Origin of the sequence: Chitinophaga dinghuensis (genome assembly GCF_003259435.1) — a bacterium.
Taxonomy (GTDB): Bacteria; Bacteroidota; Bacteroidia; order Chitinophagales; family Chitinophagaceae; genus Chitinophaga; species Chitinophaga dinghuensis.
In genome coordinates this window covers 733,855-751,683 of record NZ_QLMA01000002.1, presented here as the reverse complement: position 1 = coordinate 751,683, position 17,829 = coordinate 733,855, and the positions used below count along the sequence as shown (strand labels likewise).

Genomic DNA, 17,829 nt, shown 5'->3' with positions numbered 1-17,829 from the left:
CCTGAGCATCAAAACATTCTAACAAAACCATGCGGGCTGTAGCTGAAAAGCTCACAGCCACTGCTTTTTTATGGCAAGAAGAAAATTTAATGTAATTTCCCATTATTACAATAATTACTCACTTTGGAGTATGTTCAAGACTAAAAACCTTTCCCCGCAAAAACTCGCGGGTTTCACTGCACTGGTTGTTTCGATAGTAATAGCTTTAGGCAGCCTACTTGTAGATGGCGACTGGAAAGTAGTTGCAGGCGCATTCGTGCTCACTTTCCTCGTGTCTTATTACCTGTATCTTTATACCCTGCAGAACTTCATCTACAGGAAAATAAAACTCATTTACAAATTCATTTACCAAACCAAGGCCTCTAAAAGAGAAGAGTTCTTCAACAAGAATATTCTTCCTTTAAAGACCATTGAAGAAGTAAGTGAAGATGTGGAAAAATGGGCTAGTCAGAAGAAAGAAGAACTGGAAAATCTCCGCAGAAATGAGGAGTTCCGTAAAGAGTTTCTGTTGAATCTTTCCCATGAGTTGAAAACGCCCATCTTCGCGGTTCAAGGTTATATTCACACCTTGCTGGATGGGGCTTTGGAAGATCCGAGTGTGAATAAATTATTCCTGAAAAACGCTACCAAAAATATTGATCGTCTTTGTCGTTTGCTGGATGATCTGGACGAAATATCGAAGTTGGAAAGTGGGGAGATGACAGTCAATGTAGAGGATTTTGTTATTCAGGATCTACTGAAGGACGTATTTGACACGCTGTCTCTCAAAGCCAACACCAAAGGCATCAAATTCAGTATCAAGAAAGGCTGCGAAACGCCGATTCACGTACTGGCTGATAAAGAGAAAATCCGTCAGGTGTTGATTAACCTTGTGGATAACTCTATCAAGTATGGTAAACCAGATGGTCATACCATTGCCAGCATTTACAATATGGACGGCAAACGCGTACTGATCGAAATCTCCGACGATGGTATCGGTATGGCGGAAGAACATCTGCCACGCGTGTTCGAACGTTTTTACCGTACTGACCGCGCCAGAAGCAGAGATATTGGCGGTACCGGACTTGGTCTTGCTATCGTAAAACATATCGTGGAAGCCCATGACCAATCTATTACGGTTAGAAGTAAACCGGAGATTGGCAGTACTTTCGGCTTCACGCTGGAATCCGGAAGAGGCGAATTCTAAAAACGGTACTGGACCCGGCAGGTCAGCACGTTATCATTGATATCAGATGTATAACCTGGCAGCTGGGTCGATTCGTTTTTTACCATGTCGTAATAGACGGTGAACTTCAGATGTTCATTTGCATAATACAGGTACCCGAATCCAAGGGTATTAAAACGTATATCCGCAGGGGTAGTTCCTGAACCAGGCGCCCCTATTTGTTTTCCTTTGACATCCGTATTGGGATCGTACCAATCATACTTCACTACCACCTGGTGCTTTACACTGCCTAAGTTCTGGATAAAATACAGGTAAGCCCCATCAAAATTCCTGATATATAACGGCGCATATTTCCCGGCAGGGTCCAGCGGAATAATCCCCGGCGTTTCAGTCGTGTTGGCGGTAGCTGTTTGTTTTCCTCTGATATATTCTGCTCTGAACTGTGTCCAGCCTTTACCCGGACCATTCGGAATTTTCAACTGCATATCTGCGCCGTAATAATGTCTGGGCGCTATTTTACCCGCATTTTCCACAGAAGAATCTACTTTAAAAGATCCCTTATCCATCGTGTAGATATGATCGGTGAATTGCTGCATGCCGCCATAGAGGATAGATACGCCTCCGGAAAGCAGCCATTTATCTTTATTAATTATCTGTGGTTTTACAGCAATACGGCCTATAAAATCTTTATGGCTATCGAAGTCGCTTGGGCCGGTAAGTCCTTGCCCATTGAATAAACCGGCATCTATTTTCAGGAATCGCAGGGGATGATCTTTGCGGCGGGGTTCGAAGGAGATCATACCGCCCAGATCACGTTCTGTTTTCATCAATGTTTGAGACATGCGTCCGCGTTCCGGCGTTTCCCTGTCTGCGGAAGAGAGATTGACCTCATAACCGAAAGGGCGCGCAAACATACCGGCGGCCATGGAAAAGAGGTTGAATTTTGTTTCAAAGAAACGGCCGTAGAAGTCTCTGATGGCGACGCCTCTCTCCGTACCGTCGAACTGGAAGGCAAATTGCACGATGGGCATATCATTATCATTATACCGTTCGTAGTCGACGCGAATACGGCCCCTGCGAAGCATCCAGCGGTTATCTGACTGGGGATTGAAGTCGCCGCCTGCAAAAGAAGGGGCTCCTCGTTTGGAGGCCATCTGGAATTGGGGTTGGATGTAGCCGCTGAAGCGCAGTGCATCGTATTTATGGTACATGGAGATCATTCCTTTTCCCAGCTCTGTGGTGGTATCAATCATATCCATGAGGAACTGGGCTTTGACAGTCAGGGAGGTGCCTGTCAGCAAAAGTGCTACCAGTAGAATCTTAGCAAAACGCATCCGCGGGTGAAATTTGCCCGCAAAATTAATATTTCGTTATTGATTTTTTATGTGATTGTTAACCAATCAATTTCATGTTAATCGTTCGTTAATCACTCAACTTAACAGTATTGGTAAACAAAAAAACAGCTGCATTACCCGAACTTCTTCCTATAAATATTTCGCCATGCGAAACAATACCAGGGCCCACTGGCAACAGCTGGTAGACAGGGCCATCGCCATTACCGACAATAATTTATCCCTGGATTTGTCCATTACAGCGGTAGCAGATCAGTTATGTGTAGATGCCCAAACGCTTAGCAGGAGGTTCGAGGATTTAAAAGAGGAATCGTTCAAACAGTTTACGAAAAGGAGAAAGCTGGAAAATGCAGGCGGGTTGCTGCGGCATTCGCCCTTTAGCATCAGCCAGATAGCGGAACGTTGCGGTTATAATAATATCCATTCCTTTAGCAAGGCCTTCGCAGAGGAACATGAGTTATCGCCAACCGCCTACCGAGACAGGCTCTATCTCCCTAACGAACTAGCCACACTCAATAAAACACAAAGCATTACGGCTTCACCAGAAACCCAGGACGACATCTTTTGCATGGATCATCTGGAGGAAATCCAGGAAAATGCGTCCACCCTGTACTATACGATATTACCCAGTCAACATGATCCTATCCGAAATATGGTGGCGCATATGCTGCATTATATACAGCAATTCCATATCATCCGTTCCACATTGATGATTCCGGATGCCCGGATCATCACGGGAACACTGGATGCCGTTCCGGTAGTGGCCTATGAGAAAATGATGATGTATGTGGGATTACAAGTGCCTAACAACAAGGCTTATGAGGTGATTCACAGACAGATAAAATTCGGGTTTCATACTTGCCATCTGCTGCAAAAAGAGATGGCTGCTTGTAATTACAAGTTCCTAAAAGTAAACATGGGCTTCGCCGATGCCGGCTTGCCCATGTATAATTTTATCAATACGAGTTGTCGTCAGGGATTCTTTAAAATGAACAGCAACCTGTTCTATATGTCGCTCACAGGGTTGTCGGAGTGTGAAATCTTTATCCCCTGGGAAAGACGCTACAGCGCTTAGAACTGGAAGTAGATAGGTATCATTGGCTGGGTACTTTTTACCTGTACCAGCAACCATACAAATGCTACCATTACTGCTACGCTGCCTACCACCGGAATTTTTGCATAAGCGCCTTCCATAGACAGTTCGGCTTTCTTCGGCATAAAATGCAAAACAAAGCCCATCAGCATTACCCAGAACACTGCGGTATAACCAGTATATAATTCTTTCCAGATTTCTGGCTGGAAGTCATATGCAATCTGATGTATCAAGGACCATGCATCATGGAAGGTGGCTGCCTTAAAGAAGATCCAGCAGAAGCACACGAAATGGAAGGTAAACAGGATGCCCAGTACTTTCAGGACTTTACCTTTCCAGCCTTCGAAGGTGATATTTCTTTTCTTCAGATAGTCGATACGTACTTTATCAACCGCCAACATACTTCCGTGCATACCGCCCCAGAAGATGAAGTTCCAGCTTGCCCCGTGCCAGAAGCCACCTATCAACATGGTCAGTCCCAGATTGATATACTGTCTTACTTTTCCTTTACGGTTACCGCCTAATGGGATATACAGGTAATCTCGCAGCCAACTGGACAGCGAAATATGCCAGCGACGCCAGAATTCTGTGATAGAACTACTTTGATAAGGCGAGTCGAAGTTGGGAGGAATTTTGAAACCTGTCCAGCGGGCAATACCAAGCGCCATATCGGAATATCCGGAGAAGTCGCAGTAAATCACCATTGCATAGCCATATACACCGAGCAGACATTCCAATCCTGTATGTTTACTTGGATCATCGAAGATGTACTGTACGAAGTTCTGATATATAAAATCTGATATGACTATCTTCTTAAACAACCCACTGATAATCAAATACATTCCCTTACCAATATCATCAGAATCGATGAAGTAAGGCTTAGAAATTTGCGGGATGAAATCATGCGCACGCACGATAGGTCCCATCATCAGTTTAGGGAAGAACGACAGGAAGAACAGGTAGTCCATGAAGTTATCCACGGGTTCCAGTTCATCCCGGTATACGTCGATGGTATAGCTGAGATTTTCGAAAGTATAGAAGGAAATACCAATAGGTAAAGTCAGTTTCAGCAGCGGAATATTTCCGGCGGCAAAGTCGTTGATGATGCCGATGAAGAAATTGGTATACTTGAAATAGAACAGTAATCCAATGTTCAGGATTATACTTATGACGAGCAGCGTTGTTTTGGTGGATCGTTTCGGGGCTCGGTGAATCCACCTGGAGAGGTTGAAATCCACTATGGCCGAGAGGATCACCAGTCCTACATAGTATCCGCAGGCTTTATAGAAGAAAAACAGGGAGAAGAGGGTATATACCCATACGCGGCCTGCTTTACTGCGATGCACTGCCAGATAGCACATCAGGAATACGGCAAAATAATAAAGAAAGAAAGCGCTGTTAAACAGAACCGGATCATTCGGGTCGTATCGAAGCAGGTTTAACAACTTGTTGATGTCAATCATTGGATGCTAGTAAGTTTTCTTGGTTGCTGCCATGTATTTTCTGTAGGCTCCTTGCAATGCTTCGTTCAGCAGCTGTCCCTGGAGCTGATATCCTTTCACGCTGAAATGTACGTGATCAGGCGCCCAGAGGCCATTGAATCTGGCACGTTGCAGTTTGTTGACTGCATTGAAGTTCCAGCAGGCGACACCGTGTTCACGGGCATAGCCTTCAATTTGCTGGGTAGCCATTGCGATATATGGATTAGGAGTGATGGAGGTTTTGGTAATTTTTCTCCATTTACCCCGGATCTTTTTGCGGGAATGTGTGTAGATCACGCGCATACAATCAGGCGGAGTTGTCAGCAGAATACAAACTGCCGGGTTTAGTTGCCTGATCAGCGATACGGTTTTATCTATTTCATTTCTGAAGGCGAAGGCGTCGAACTTCCCGTAAGCCTCATTGGTACCGAGGGAAATGATGACCAGTTGTGGCTTCATCACAGCCATGTCTGCCAGCAAAATATTACTATTATCATTATAATGCTGGTACATGGCGCCATTGATACCAACGCTGCTGTATATCACGCCAGGATTGCCATTGCGGAGGAAAGCCCCGTAAAAGCGGAAAGGTGTTCTGGCAGTATTTTCAAACCTTGCAGAGAAGATCTGTTGTTGATCTCTGAAGCTCAGCGTGGCCTTTGTCATGGTAGGTGAACCCGTGAAAGGCATTGGTGTGATAATTACATCCGCAGTTCCGGCTACTACTGTTGTAGAATCATTACCCGGATCATAGAAGAGTTCCGCCTCATTGAATGAATTCTCCTGGAAGCTGTCTTGTTTACCAAGGAAGCTGAGTGCCGGCGGCATGTTATTGGTGCTGATTACAATAGCGCCAGGGCCGAGTACGGGAGATTTGTACCGGTCTATCACTCTTTCCATACTCCATTTCACCGGACTAGACCAACGATAATCTTCCGGGCCATTGGTTCCGGCCAGGTTATAGGGGAACACGAAGCCTCTGCCGGCATTACCGAATTGTCCTTGTAATAATGCGCCATTTGTTTGCGGGAAATATCCGGCCTGCACATGGGAATCGCCCAGGTGGAATACAGATACCACGCTGGTATCCGCATGCGTTAGCGCATTGAAAAAACGGTACAACGCAGTGTCTTGGGCAATAGCATTATCTCCGCTAAAACCTTGTGCCATGGCGGAGTTACCGGCCATTAGCATCAGGACGGCGATACTACTGGATATTATTTTTCTGCCTATATTCATCCATAATAGCTTTATAGAGCATGGAAGCAACCTTCGATGCGCCTAATCTGTTAAAGTGTGTATAGTCTTTGTTTGCACTTGGGGTATCACTTTCCACCCATTTCACCATAGATCCTTCCCCACCCATTGCCGCATAGAGGTTCCAGTAGGCAGTTCCATGTTCAGCAGCCAGATCATGTTGTACAGATAACAGCGCTTCCACACCAGGTGCGGTTACGTAGTGATCTCCTTTTTTATAGGATTTATCTGCAGTTCCGATAATCAGGAAAGAGGTAGCAGGAAAATCATTACGGAGAGAATCCATTACCTTTTTCATTGGGCGCTGATACCAGCTATAGTCGGTCAGTTCCGGACGCCATAAAACGTTGGCGCCATAATGCAATACAACCAGGTCGTAGTGGCGTTCCTGCTGCATCCGGCGTACCATATCCGCAGAGAGGTGTCCTAATTCCACTCCGCTGATACCTCTGAAAGAGTAGTTATCCACATATACGCCGTTGTCTGTTTCGAAGCATACGCCATAGAAAGGACTGGCAGTACCATTGGCATATTTGATGGTTACTGTTTGCTGGCCGGTATCCTGACGGAGGTCCATACGGTTTACCTCTTCATTGCCGGAAAGCGTATAGCCTTTATCGTTAACGGTAACTCCTGTACCAACGGTAGGTCCGAAGAGAATGGAGATTTCGTCAAACTTATCCAGTCTGGGTTTTTTCACTGGTGCAAATCTTGCCCAGCTGGCAGATCCCGGGATAAAAGTATGTCCGGAAAGGCCGAGACCTATGCTGGATGGAGGCGAGTTCTTATAGTTATAGTCTTTCCAGTCTTTGGAGAAGGTATGCGTAATAGTAGTTCTGAAGGAGGCTACTACAGAGGTAATGGGAACAAATCCCACCCCCTGGCCACCGAAGAATTGTTGTAGACTATCGCGCAGATCGCCGGTGATCAGGTCTCCTTCAATCATGGAGTCTCCGAAATAGGCGATGCGTACTTTCTTCCTTTTGCCCGCTTTCAATTCAGCGAGGGCGTGGAAGAAGGCATTCATACCTGCGGCGTCTTCTCCATATTGGGCGCTGGCATACTGCATAATACCGGTATACGACATGAAATCATGGTGCGCATCGGGATTAGGCAATACGGTTACTGCGCCGGTACTGTCCTTCACGGTTACAGTGGAGTCGGCAGCAGAAGGCCTGCCATCACCGGTTTTACCGGCAAGGGCAGGCCTGTTAGTATGATCTTCGGGAGATGAGGTCCGCAAATCGGACAACATATCCAGTTTTCTGAATTGAAAATCTTTAAAAGAGAAGCTGATATTCAGCTGTGATAAAGCCACTAGGCAAGCCAGAGATCCTGCTATAATCAGGAATGGGTAGGCTGCCTTATTCTTGCCAGGCATCTTATTCATGGACGGTTATATCGAATTACCGACTGCATCCTGGCAGCAAGTGGCATAGTTTCTTATAAAGATCCGCTTGCGATGTTGCCCACGGCTGCATCCAGCTTGTAAAGTTTGTAACGGTTAATAATATTTGTCACCCTTCTAATCCATTCCTGGCCTGCGGAAGAATAGCCGCTATGGTTCATTTTATGTAACCATACACTAAACTCCATGTTACCTTGCATGGAAGCAAACCATTTTTTTCTGGAAAGCACCTGCGCAAAGTGTTCGTAGGAAGCCACATCTGACAAATACTGCTTGTATCGGGATTTATGCCCGGGGTTAGTCTGTGACAGATTGTTCTTGCCGACAATACCAAAATGATTGTGCAGCAATTTAGCATTTTTACTGGTTCCAGTACCAGATTCCAACATAGCAATTCCTAAAATCACACTTGCCGGAATCCCTGTTTCCTGCATCAACTCCACCGAAACAGGTTTAAATTTCTTCAAATAATCGCTTGTTGATTGTTGCGCAAACCCAACATTGCTGAGCATTAGCAATAAAAACACCGCACAGATCCAAGTTGCTACTTTGCTCGTGGTAGATGTAAAAGTACCCATAAGCTTAGTTTTTGTGGTTGTTACAGGTGAAGATTTCTTGTTTGTTTTCAGCATCATTTCTTACCTCACATATCAACGATGTCAAACATCGCAATATTACTTTAAAAAATTAAATAATACGTCTTTCCTCTTCTCGCTACTCTTCAGTTAAATTCTTGTTAAAAAATATTGTTCCCTATAATTATGCCAATCCCCTTTGATGCAGCCTTAGCCATATCAAAGGGGACGTGTCTATTTTGAAAGTCCGGATAGGTGCAAATACTATGCCGGTTCCTGTTTAACCAAGCTGATGTATAACTCATCTAATTGGTAATCATCAATAGCAGAAGGCGCATCCAGCATCACATCGCGACCAGAATTATTTTTCGGGAAGGCGATGAAATCGCGGATACTTTCGCTGCCACCGAGAAGCGAACACAGGCGGTCGAAGCCGAAGGCGATACCTCCATGAGGCGGTGCACCATACTCAAACGCACCCAGCAGGAAGCCGAATTTATGAGCGGCCTCTTCCTCCGACATACCCAGTGCTGCAAACATTTTCTCCTGCAGATCACGCTGGAAGATACGGATGGAGCCACCGCCAACTTCCGTACCGTTCAGTACGATATCGTAAGCGTTCGCTTTGATATTGCCGTACTGCGACAGATCATCCATCAGGTGAATCTGCTCTGGTTTAGGAGAGGTGAACGGATGGTGACGGGCAACCCAGCGGTTTTCTGCTTCTGCATACTCAAACAGCGGGAAATCGATCACCCAGAGTGGCGCATATACGTTCTTATCGCGCAGACCGAGACGTTCGCCCATTTCCAGGCGGAGTTCGCTCATTGCTTTACGGGTACGCTCTTCTCTACCGGCCAGCACCAGGATCAGATCGCCTGGCTGAGAACCAGTTTTGGCAGCCCACTCTTTCAGTTGCTCTTCATTGAAGAACTTATCTACTGAAGATTTCAGGGAACCATCGGTGTTGTGCTTCACATAGATGAGTCCGGTCATGCCAATTTGAGGGCGTTTTACCCAATCTGTCAGCTCATCGAGCTGCTTACGGGTATATTCCGAACAACCTTTGGCATTGATGGCCACTACCAGTTCAGCGTCATCAAATACTTTAAATCCTTTATTCTTAACGGTTTCGTTCATGGTTACCAGTTTCATTTCGAAACGGATATCCGGTTTATCGTTACCGTAGTATTCCATAGCATCGTCGAAAGTCATACGCGGGAATGGATCTTTCATATCTATTCCTTTGATTTCCCTGAAGATATGCTTCATCATACTTTCGAAGGTATTCAGGATATCTTCCTGCTCCACGAAGCTCATCTCACAGTCGATCTGTGTGAACTCCGGCTGACGGTCTGCACGAAGGTCCTCATCGCGGAAACATTTCACGATCTGATAGTAACGGTCGTATCCGCTAACCATCAGCAGTTGTTTGAATGTTTGAGGCGATTGTGGCAGAGCGTAGAACTCGTTAGGGTTCATACGACTAGGTACCACGAAGTCGCGCGCACCTTCCGGAGTAGATTTAATCAGGAAAGGTGTTTCGATATCCATAAAGCCCTGGGTATGAAGGTAGTTACGCGCTTCACGGCCTACGCGGTAGCGCAGTTCCAGGTTCTGTTTGATTGCATTTCTACGCAGGTCGAGGTAGCGGTATTTCATACGCAGCTCGTCACTGTCGTTGGAATTATCCATAATGGAAATAGGAGGCACTTTAGAGCCATTCAGGATGGTATAATCATCCAGAACGATCTCAATGTCTCCGGTAGCCATTTCCGGGTTCTTATTGGAGCGTTCTCTGACAACTCCTTTTACTTGTATAACGAATTCACGTCCCAGCGGTTGTTCGCTGAATTTTGTCAGGAGCTGATCTCCGATAACGAGCTGAGTGAGGCCGTAACGATCGCGCAGATCCACGAAGCTGAGATTAGCGCTGATTTTTCTGATTACTTGTACCCAGCCGGCCAGCGTAACCTGCTGACCAACATGTTCCATTCTGAGTTCTCCGCAAGTGTGCGTCCTGTACATGCGTAAATAATTGATTTAATGAGTTATATGGTTGAACCCGCGGAAGCAGTTCACTGTTGTCAGGTGCTTCATCCAACGCTTCCGCCATGCCCGCGAGGGGGAGCAAAGATACGTTTTGATCGCTGCATTTTAGCGCCGGGGCTTGTTAAAATATCTGTTTACAGCGATCTCCGCCATTAATGGCTCTTTCTTTTTGATGACCCTGGCAAAATGTGCTGCCATCAATGGCGCCAGCGAACACCCTTTTGTGCCGAGTCCATTAAATATACCGATAGCCGGATATTCGGGATGAAAGCCTGCTATAGGCCGGCGATCATCGCCGGAAGGGCGCACTGCCGCCAAATGGTCCGTCACTTCATAAGGCACCTTCAACAACTGCTGGATTTTCTCTTCCAGATGAACCCGCTGTTCAGACGTAGGCAACTCATCCGGATATTTCCAGGCAAAAGAAGACCCCGCCCAGAAGAGTCCCTCCGGTTGAGGTACTAACGTAATGCTTTTTTTAATAATATCCGAAGTTTCCAGACCAGGTATCCGAATCATCAACACCTCCCCTTTATTCGGCAGGAATTTAATCGCCTGGAAATAAGGGTTAGCAGCCCCAGCCACACCGTCACAGAAAATGATCTGATTGGCAGTATAATCGCCATACTTCACCTCGTCATCACTAATGACCTCTAAAGCAGACAATTCGAAATGCACTGGCAGTAAGGCCTCCTTATTTGTAAGATATTGGCGGTAAGCGGGTAAGAATTCTTTTAAATTAACTGTCGCGCCTTTAATGATAGCAGCCCCTAGTGTTTGTTGCAGATATTCCCCATATTGTAGGTCCTGGGGAATTGTGGTGTATTTTTCGTTACTTCCCTTGCCAGCCTTAGCATTGAAAGCATCCCTCAATTGTTCAGAGGGAAATACCGTCCACAAATTTCGTTCGGTTAATATATTAACATTCAGTAAAGCAGACAATTCGGCATATGTCGATTTGGCAAACGGGTAGATCTCGTCATACATCCATGCGGGCTCAAACCTTCTTCCAGATACAGGATTAATGATACCCGCCGCTACTCTCGATGCACTATTCTTTTTCCCATCATCGATTACCAACACACGGAATCCTTCCTGCATCAGGAACCAGCTCAACATAGTACCGGCAATGCCTTGCCCAACAATTATGCAATCTACTTTTTTCATGTCTGTGCGAAGGTATTGTTTCTCGCAAAGGACGCAAAGAGGCAAAGGACGCAGAGGAAAAGTTTTGCAGATTTATTTGATATAGCTCGCAAAGGACGCAAAGAAGCAAAGGACGCAGAGGAAAAGTTTTGCAGATTTATTTGATATAGTATGCTGAAAAGCAAAAGGGGCAAAGGAATATACTTCCTTTGCCCCTTTGCGTTCTTTGCTTCTTTGCGTTCTTTGCGAGAAAAAATACTATTCCGCGACTTTCACAGTAATACCTTCGCTATGTGCGCTGAACTCAGGCGCATACATACATTGCGCAGTAGCTACGCCATTAGAGAAGGTACCTTCATGCGTTACGAATAACGGATATTCAAATACCCACGTTCCTTTAGGAAGACTACTAAAGAAGAAATCAGTGCTGGCATCTTTTGTACTTTCATAATAGCTAAGACCACCTTGCCATTTCGCAGTACTGAGAGCATTCACTGGCTCGAAAGCCGCGGCACGCATATCTTTCAGATGGATATATTCCATATCTCTGTCGGAACGCAGCACAATACGTACTTTCAACTTATCTCCTACTTTCAGTTGATTACCATCACTCAGTTGTGTTAATACGGGACCCTTATCTGAGTTCTCTTCTTTAAATAACTGTTTCTCTATGGACAATGGCGTTTGTGCAGCGGTAATTTTATCCAACTGCTCAAAGTACTGCCAGTACACAGCTCCCCAGGAAGGTTGCCCTTTACTACCTTTAACCTCCACTGCAATTTTACCCATTTCAGGTTTCACTGTTTTGGCATCGTATTGCTTGCGGAGATAGCCAGTACCTGCTTCTGTTTTCTCTTCTGTAGAGCGAATTTCCGTTGCCCCCAGATCAATCATCACATCCGGATTTGCAGCCAACCAGTTATCACCACCAATCAACATGGCATAACAGCCGTCGGCAGTAGCTTTAGTAGTACTCCAGTTATTTGTTTGCTTGTTCTTCAGCAGCCAGGTTTTCATCTGCCCAACAGCTTTCTTATCATTACCAACAGTGGAAAATACTTCAATCAAAAGCGCTTGCGTTTCCACTACCGCCTGATTCCAGTAATAGCCACCAGTATTGTTTTTCCAATACATGCCCATTTCAGGAGACACGATCGCATTTTCCTTCAGCGATTTCAGTATAGCCGTAGCCGTTACCTTATCATTTAAACGATTAAACAGTAATGCTGTCATCGCCTTTTCATATAAGCTAAAGGTAGTCCAGTTTTTCTTCGCCAGGCCCAGGTAGTAATTCCAAACGCCATTCAATGCGGCAGACTTAGGCTTATCAAAGAAGCTTCTTGCATACATGTATTGTATATCCAGCCCGTTGATACCTAATTTCATGTTTTTCTTCTGACTGCGTTGATATTCATCCAACACGCGACCATCCAAATAATCAATGGCTTTATCAGCAATGGTATTCGCCTGGTTATTCTTGCTATGTACCAATTGATTCAAACGACCAATACCTGCAACAATGTATTGTGTGATGTATCTGTCATCCCACATACCTGTGAACCATGGGAATGCGCCATTTTCATTTTGCTTTCCGGCCAGTTGCTGCATGGCCTTATCTGCGCCAGTAGCCACGGCAGCGGCATCAAACAAAGTAGCTATGCGATGACGCTGTTCGTTTTCATTTTTAGCGTCGAGCACCCATGGCGTTTGCTGTAACAGCACTGATTTGAGATCTTCATTTTTTTCAAGATTACTCATCAGGGCACTGGTATCAGTTGTCTTCCATTTAGCAAAAATCTGTGCAATCGCCGGTTGTTGTTTTACAATCCATGCTGCCAGCGTATTTGCATAGTATCTGTTAAACACTTGCTCTGAACAGTCGTGCGGGAATTCCATCAGGTAAGGCAGCGCCTGCACTGCATACCAAGCCGGATTTGAAGTGTATTCCACTGTCAGTGCATGTTGCTGCAGTGTTTGGGAAGACGCGCTTTCCTCCAGCTTTTTGAAGTCCATTGATTTACGACCATCGCCTTGCATGGCTATGGTCATAGACTCTGTTACGAGCATACGGTTAGTGAGTACAGGTAATGCACTTTCTTCTCCATCACTAAACTTACCTGCCCGTGCTGTAATACGATAAATTAACGTACTGCCATAACCGTTAGGAATCTGGATAGGGAAAGATACTTGTGTACTCTGACCAGCTTTTGCGGTAAAGTGTTGTACCGGGAAAATATTCTGGAACCAACCATCCACTGGCTGCATGGTATTGGCATCGAGGAGTTCGAGTCTCGCCTGGCCTATCAATTGTGAATCAGCCAGGTTACTGATTTTAGCAGTGAAGTTCATCTTATCCCCTTCCCGCATAAACCTTGGAGCAAATGGCTGCACCATTAAGGTTTTCTGTGTAACGATTTCTTCTGTCTTCAAGCCAAATGCCGCCTGCTGTGTATGCGCCAGGCCTTGGAATTTCCATTTGGTCAGCGCTTCCGGCATAGTAAATTCGAAAGACACATTACCATCTTTATCTGTTCTTAAATCAGGATAGAAGAAAGCAGTTTCATTGAAGTTAGTACGCGCCTTTACGGGTACGATTTCTCCAGCTTGTCCTGCTGCTCCTGCGGCCTGATCCGCCCATTGTACATTATTCTTATTGGCTTCAACTCTGATATCATTTGACACATCTCCTTTTGTATAACCCTCTCCATGGGCCTCCTTTCTCATAGCTGCCACCGGAGCTGCACCAGGAACGCCTGCTGGAGCAGGAGCTGCCTGCGACGCCATACCTCTGATTAATATTCTCCTGTTTCTGCCTTCCAATGCCAGATCCCAGCCATACCAGTTGATAGATGGATAAACCTGTTGCACATATTTAGAATCGTGGCTATAGTCGCCATACAATACGCCTTCATCTATACCACTATTGTCTCTCATGGCAAGGCTCTCTTTCACAAAATCACCAATAGCATAACTCGGCAGGCCCCAGCTAAATGGCTGGATAGCATCCAGGGAAGCATCGTACATAGCCGCCAGTAAAGAGGCAGATACTTTATCCGCTTTTTTACCCGAGATATGTACAGACCATTTCTCTTTCTCGCCAGGCAACAATTTATTGCGATGTGCTGCCAGTTCTATTTTCAGTTCTTTATCATCAGCAGGTACACGGAATACCACTTCTTCACTCCAGAATCGATTATCTCTAACCCAGGAATACTTGTAATGTACATTGCTGGCGTCTTTCTGGGTGATCTTATATTGTCTGTTGGTTTCGCCTTTCAGACGGAATGGAGTTACTTCATTGGCTACTTCAGGCCACATTGCCTCTTCCAACACATAGGCATCTTTTGCGGTCTGTAATTTCACAGTGGCTGTCTGGCCAATTTCATATTCTTTATCCGGTGTGTAACTCCAGGAATACTGTGGGTAATCCATAGAGGGATTATTTTCATCTACCACCAGGAAGGTAGCTTTCTGCAGAACGGTCTGGCTATCTCCTGGGGTAGCAGTTACTTCCAGACGGTAATAACCAGGTTTCAGCTTAGGGAATCCAGGCTGTAATACGCCATCCTGTGTGCTCTGCATCTTTTGATCATATATTGCAGGCAGCGTAGGCCAGGCATCCAGCTCGTCTTCATTCTTGTAGACATCCAGCGGGAATAATTTTACAAATTCTTCTTTCGTATAGACAAACTGATCTGGCACATTCCAATAGCGGTTTCGCATCAATCGCTTCTCTGGCTGTATAGGCAGGAGTTTCAGCTGGAGAGACGCGGGTTCGAAATGGCCGTTCAGGTTATTGGTAGCCACTTTAATTTTATTCAATGCAGCAGTTGTAGTAGATTTTGGAATATCTACGGTGGCTACAATGCTTTTATATCCTGCATTGATGGACTGTACGCCGCTACGGGTTTCTCCATTAATATCTGTAATGTCTACAGATACTTCATAGGTGAAATAAGGCATTACAGCGGTATCCACTGATCTGTCTGGAATGGCAGGGAACTGAATGGTGAACTTTCCGTTAGCATCGGTGGTAGTCTTACCATTACTGATTTCCCGTGAAGAGATGTTAAATGGCTTCCAGCTTCTGATCCATGGATAAGGGAAATGTGTTCTGCGCACTACGCGGTAAGAGACTGTAGCATTATCAATGTTATTGCCTGCAAAAGCAATTGCTTTACCATTTGCAGTAACGGTATCGCCTACACGATAAACTTGTTTTACATCTTCGAAGGTCACTTCAAATTTCGGCCGTTTGTACTCTTCTACCTGGAAATAGGACTGTCCTTCATTATTCGTAGTTTTCAAAGAATAGGTACCTGTCAGGCGTCCCATTGGTATAGTGAACTTACCGGAAAACGCACCGAAATCATTTGCGCCCACTTCCAAAGAATCCACTAACTCTCCGTTTGCATCATGTAATTCTACCGCTGTTTTGAAGTTCGGTAGAATATGGCCACTGGCAACATCTTTATCTTTCTGCATGGCAATTCCCTTGAAATAAAGGGTTTGGCCTGGGCGATATAATCCTCGGTCTGTAAAGAAAAAGACATCCGGCGAAGGCGCTTTAACCGATCTTCCATTATCATAAGAATAATCGCTTATCTGGAATGCATAGTTATAATAGTTTGGCATCAACAGTACATCCTGCTTGTAGGTCCACTTCAGCCATTTATCCGCATTATCTTTCACCTTATAGCGGATATTGATCATCCCGTTGTTATCTGTCTTTCCTGTGAAAGCCAGTTTAGACGGCACTTTCGTCTGGGCACTTGGAATAGTCCACAATTCAACTGTTGCACCCGGCAGCGGCTCTCCTGTTGTACGATTCAGTGCATATACCAGGGAGTCCCTGCTCATGAAAGCAATGTTAGATACCGTAAAAAGATGACCGGCAGTAACAGCATCTTCCATGCTAAATTGTTCATTATCGCTAATGAGCAATACGTAGAGACCAGACTGTAGCGCGTCTACCTTTAATTCTACCATGTGCGACATATGGTCATCGCCTGCAGGTAATTCCTGGCTCCAGGTACGAACGGTATTGGAGGTCATCAACTGACGGATCACCTGTTTGGTATTATTCTGATATGGCTGAAATGCGCCATCATTCTTAGTCAGGTTTTCTGGTACTGACAGAATTCTCAGGTATACTTTGCTGAGGTTACGGTATTTAGACAGGATACGCAGTGCTTGTCCTGGCACATTCACTTTCTCTATCGTCAGTCCCAGTTGTTTCTGAAGAATAGATTGTTTCAAATTATAGGCATCAGCAGCGCCGGTGCTTTTAGGAAATACTTTGATGACCTGATCGCAGAGTGTCAGCGCAGCTTGCAGTCTTGCTTTATTTCCGGGAATTGCGGACTGCGTATAGTCGTACATGTTAATATCTGAAATACGGGACTGTACCAGCATTACCGCGGCTTCTCCGGATATTTCATTGCTTTTGTATGTCTCATACATTTGCTGGAGTACCTGCTCATATAGTTGCTTTTTATTGGAGGCAACACTTATCTGGTTTACATATTGCAGGCGGGCCACATCCGCAGCAGCGAGGGCGCTTTTATCGGCATCGTTCAGATGAAAGCGAATCAGCTGCTGATATAATTGAATGGCTTTGAATTGCAGGCTGGCATCATCTGTTGATGTGAAGGTATGTTCAACAAAGGTTGCAGCGGGCGCAAAAGCGGCAGGGTCTTCCAGTTCAAATTGGTTAGCCGGCTTATTGAAGTCATTTGCACCAGATTTGTAGTAATAGATCACGCGATTAGCCAGCAGATCATAGAGTGTGGGTACAAGTTTGGTGGTATTGGTACCCTGATCAACTACGGCTGGCCAGGCGGATATTGGCTGTTGCTGGATAATTTCCGGTTGAGAGAGGGAGGCGGCATATTCCTCCGCAATAGCTGCATTCAGCTTCTCAGGAGACCAGGTGCGGATATCCTGGTTTTTATCCTCCTTTACATCCGTGCGGCCAATCAGAATATATCTGTTCTGGCGTAGGTAAGTCCAGAGGACTTCCGCTTTCATGCTTTGGAGAATGGCTTTGGCTGGGCCGCTGGCAGACGCGATTTCGCTATTCAGTCGGCTCATACCGTAGTCCAGGCTACTATCCTTGAGGCTACTGGCAAAGCGAAGCTGAAACATCAGGGCTTTGATGACCTGTTGTTCATTCTTAGCAGTTTTTGCCTGCTGATAGATCTCATCAGTTTTTTTCAGAGCGGAGGAAGTAAGTCCCTTTGCTACCAGTTGGTCTACTTCTTTCCAGGAATTACTAAAATCGGATTGGGCCATAAGAGT

General features: G+C 45.4%; 10 protein-coding genes. 2 read left to right on the top strand and 8 right to left on the bottom strand.

Features of this window, described 5'->3' with window-relative positions; genetic code table 11:
- The first annotated feature begins 130 nt into the window (after positions 1–130).
- Positions 131–1,186, top strand: coding sequence for a sensor histidine kinase (locus tag CLV59_RS08445; protein ID WP_245950833.1), 1,056 nt, complete (start codon positions 131–133; stop codon positions 1,184–1,186).
- Here CLV59_RS08445 and CLV59_RS08440 read toward each other — a convergent pair.
- Positions 1,183–2,499 (bottom strand): porin, encoded by a 1,317-nt coding sequence (locus CLV59_RS08440; RefSeq protein WP_211323769.1) that lies wholly within the window; start codon positions 2,497–2,499, stop codon positions 1,183–1,185. The genes CLV59_RS08445 and CLV59_RS08440 overlap by 4 nt on opposite strands.
- Before the next feature lie 166 nt (positions 2,500–2,665).
- Between CLV59_RS08440 and CLV59_RS08435 the strand changes: the two genes are divergently transcribed.
- Complete coding sequence (locus CLV59_RS08435) at positions 2,666–3,592, top strand: helix-turn-helix transcriptional regulator (protein ID WP_111591705.1); 927 nt, start codon at positions 2,666–2,668, stop codon at positions 3,590–3,592.
- On the opposite strand, the gene CLV59_RS08430 is transcribed toward CLV59_RS08435, so the two are convergent.
- The 7 genes from CLV59_RS08430 to CLV59_RS08400 all read right to left on the bottom strand — a co-directional run bounded on the left by CLV59_RS08430 (position 3,589) and on the right by CLV59_RS08400 (position 17,823).
- Positions 3,589–5,073 (bottom strand): MBOAT family O-acyltransferase, encoded by a 1,485-nt coding sequence (locus tag CLV59_RS08430; protein WP_111591564.1) that lies wholly within the window; start codon positions 5,071–5,073, stop codon positions 3,589–3,591. The genes CLV59_RS08435 and CLV59_RS08430 overlap by 4 nt on opposite strands.
- Before the next feature lie 6 nt (positions 5,074–5,079).
- Complete coding sequence (locus tag CLV59_RS08425; RefSeq protein WP_111591563.1) at positions 5,080–6,330, bottom strand: GDSL-type esterase/lipase family protein; 1,251 nt, start codon at positions 6,328–6,330, stop codon at positions 5,080–5,082.
- Positions 6,299–7,738 (bottom strand): SGNH/GDSL hydrolase family protein, encoded by a 1,440-nt coding sequence (locus CLV59_RS08420; protein WP_111591562.1) that lies wholly within the window; start codon positions 7,736–7,738, stop codon positions 6,299–6,301. The genes CLV59_RS08425 and CLV59_RS08420 overlap by 32 nt, the downstream gene beginning before the upstream one ends.
- A 53-nt stretch (positions 7,739–7,791) precedes the next feature.
- On the bottom strand, positions 7,792–8,334 hold the full coding sequence (locus tag CLV59_RS08415) for a glucosaminidase domain-containing protein (RefSeq protein ID WP_170137679.1): 543 nt from the start codon (positions 8,332–8,334) through the stop codon (positions 7,792–7,794).
- Between the two features lie 261 nt (positions 8,335–8,595).
- Positions 8,596–10,359: an aspartate--tRNA ligase gene (gene aspS / locus CLV59_RS08410; protein WP_111591560.1), complete on the bottom strand. Its 1,764-nt coding sequence runs from the start codon at positions 10,357–10,359 to the stop codon at positions 8,596–8,598.
- Positions 10,360–10,488: 129 nt separating this feature from the next.
- Positions 10,489–11,550: an NAD(P)/FAD-dependent oxidoreductase gene (locus CLV59_RS08405; RefSeq protein WP_111591559.1), complete on the bottom strand. Its 1,062-nt coding sequence runs from the start codon at positions 11,548–11,550 to the stop codon at positions 10,489–10,491.
- A 237-nt stretch (positions 11,551–11,787) separates the two neighbouring features.
- The gene (locus CLV59_RS08400; RefSeq protein ID WP_170137678.1) at positions 11,788–17,823 is read right to left on the bottom strand and encodes an alpha-2-macroglobulin family protein; all 6,036 of its coding nucleotides are present in this window, start codon (positions 17,821–17,823) and stop codon (positions 11,788–11,790) included.
- Positions 17,824–17,829 lie beyond the last annotated feature (6 nt).

What these genes read in the sequence shown, in the direction of transcription:
- CLV59_RS08445 (WP_245950833.1), top strand. Translation starts at nt 131, where the DNA reads ATGTTCAAGACTAAAAACCTTTCCCCGCAAAAACTCGCGGGTTTCACT.
- CLV59_RS08440 (WP_211323769.1), bottom strand. Translation starts at nt 2,499, where the DNA reads ATGCGTTTTGCTAAGATTCTACTGGTAGCACTTTTGCTGACAGGCACC.
- CLV59_RS08435 (WP_111591705.1), top strand. Translation starts at nt 2,666, where the DNA reads ATGCGAAACAATACCAGGGCCCACTGGCAACAGCTGGTAGACAGGGCC.
- CLV59_RS08430 (WP_111591564.1), bottom strand. Translation starts at nt 5,073, where the DNA reads ATGATTGACATCAACAAGTTGTTAAACCTGCTTCGATACGACCCGAAT.
- CLV59_RS08425 (WP_111591563.1), bottom strand. Translation starts at nt 6,330, where the DNA reads ATGAATATAGGCAGAAAAATAATATCCAGTAGTATCGCCGTCCTGATG.
- CLV59_RS08420 (WP_111591562.1), bottom strand. Translation starts at nt 7,738, where the DNA reads ATGAATAAGATGCCTGGCAAGAATAAGGCAGCCTACCCATTCCTGATT.
- CLV59_RS08415 (WP_170137679.1), bottom strand. Translation starts at nt 8,334, where the DNA reads ATGGGTACTTTTACATCTACCACGAGCAAAGTAGCAACTTGGATCTGT.
- aspS (WP_111591560.1), bottom strand. Translation starts at nt 10,359, where the DNA reads ATGTACAGGACGCACACTTGCGGAGAACTCAGAATGGAACATGTTGGT.
- CLV59_RS08405 (WP_111591559.1), bottom strand. Translation starts at nt 11,550, where the DNA reads ATGAAAAAAGTAGATTGCATAATTGTTGGGCAAGGCATTGCCGGTACT.
- CLV59_RS08400 (WP_170137678.1), bottom strand. Translation starts at nt 17,823, where the DNA reads ATGGCCCAATCCGATTTTAGTAATTCCTGGAAAGAAGTAGACCAACTG.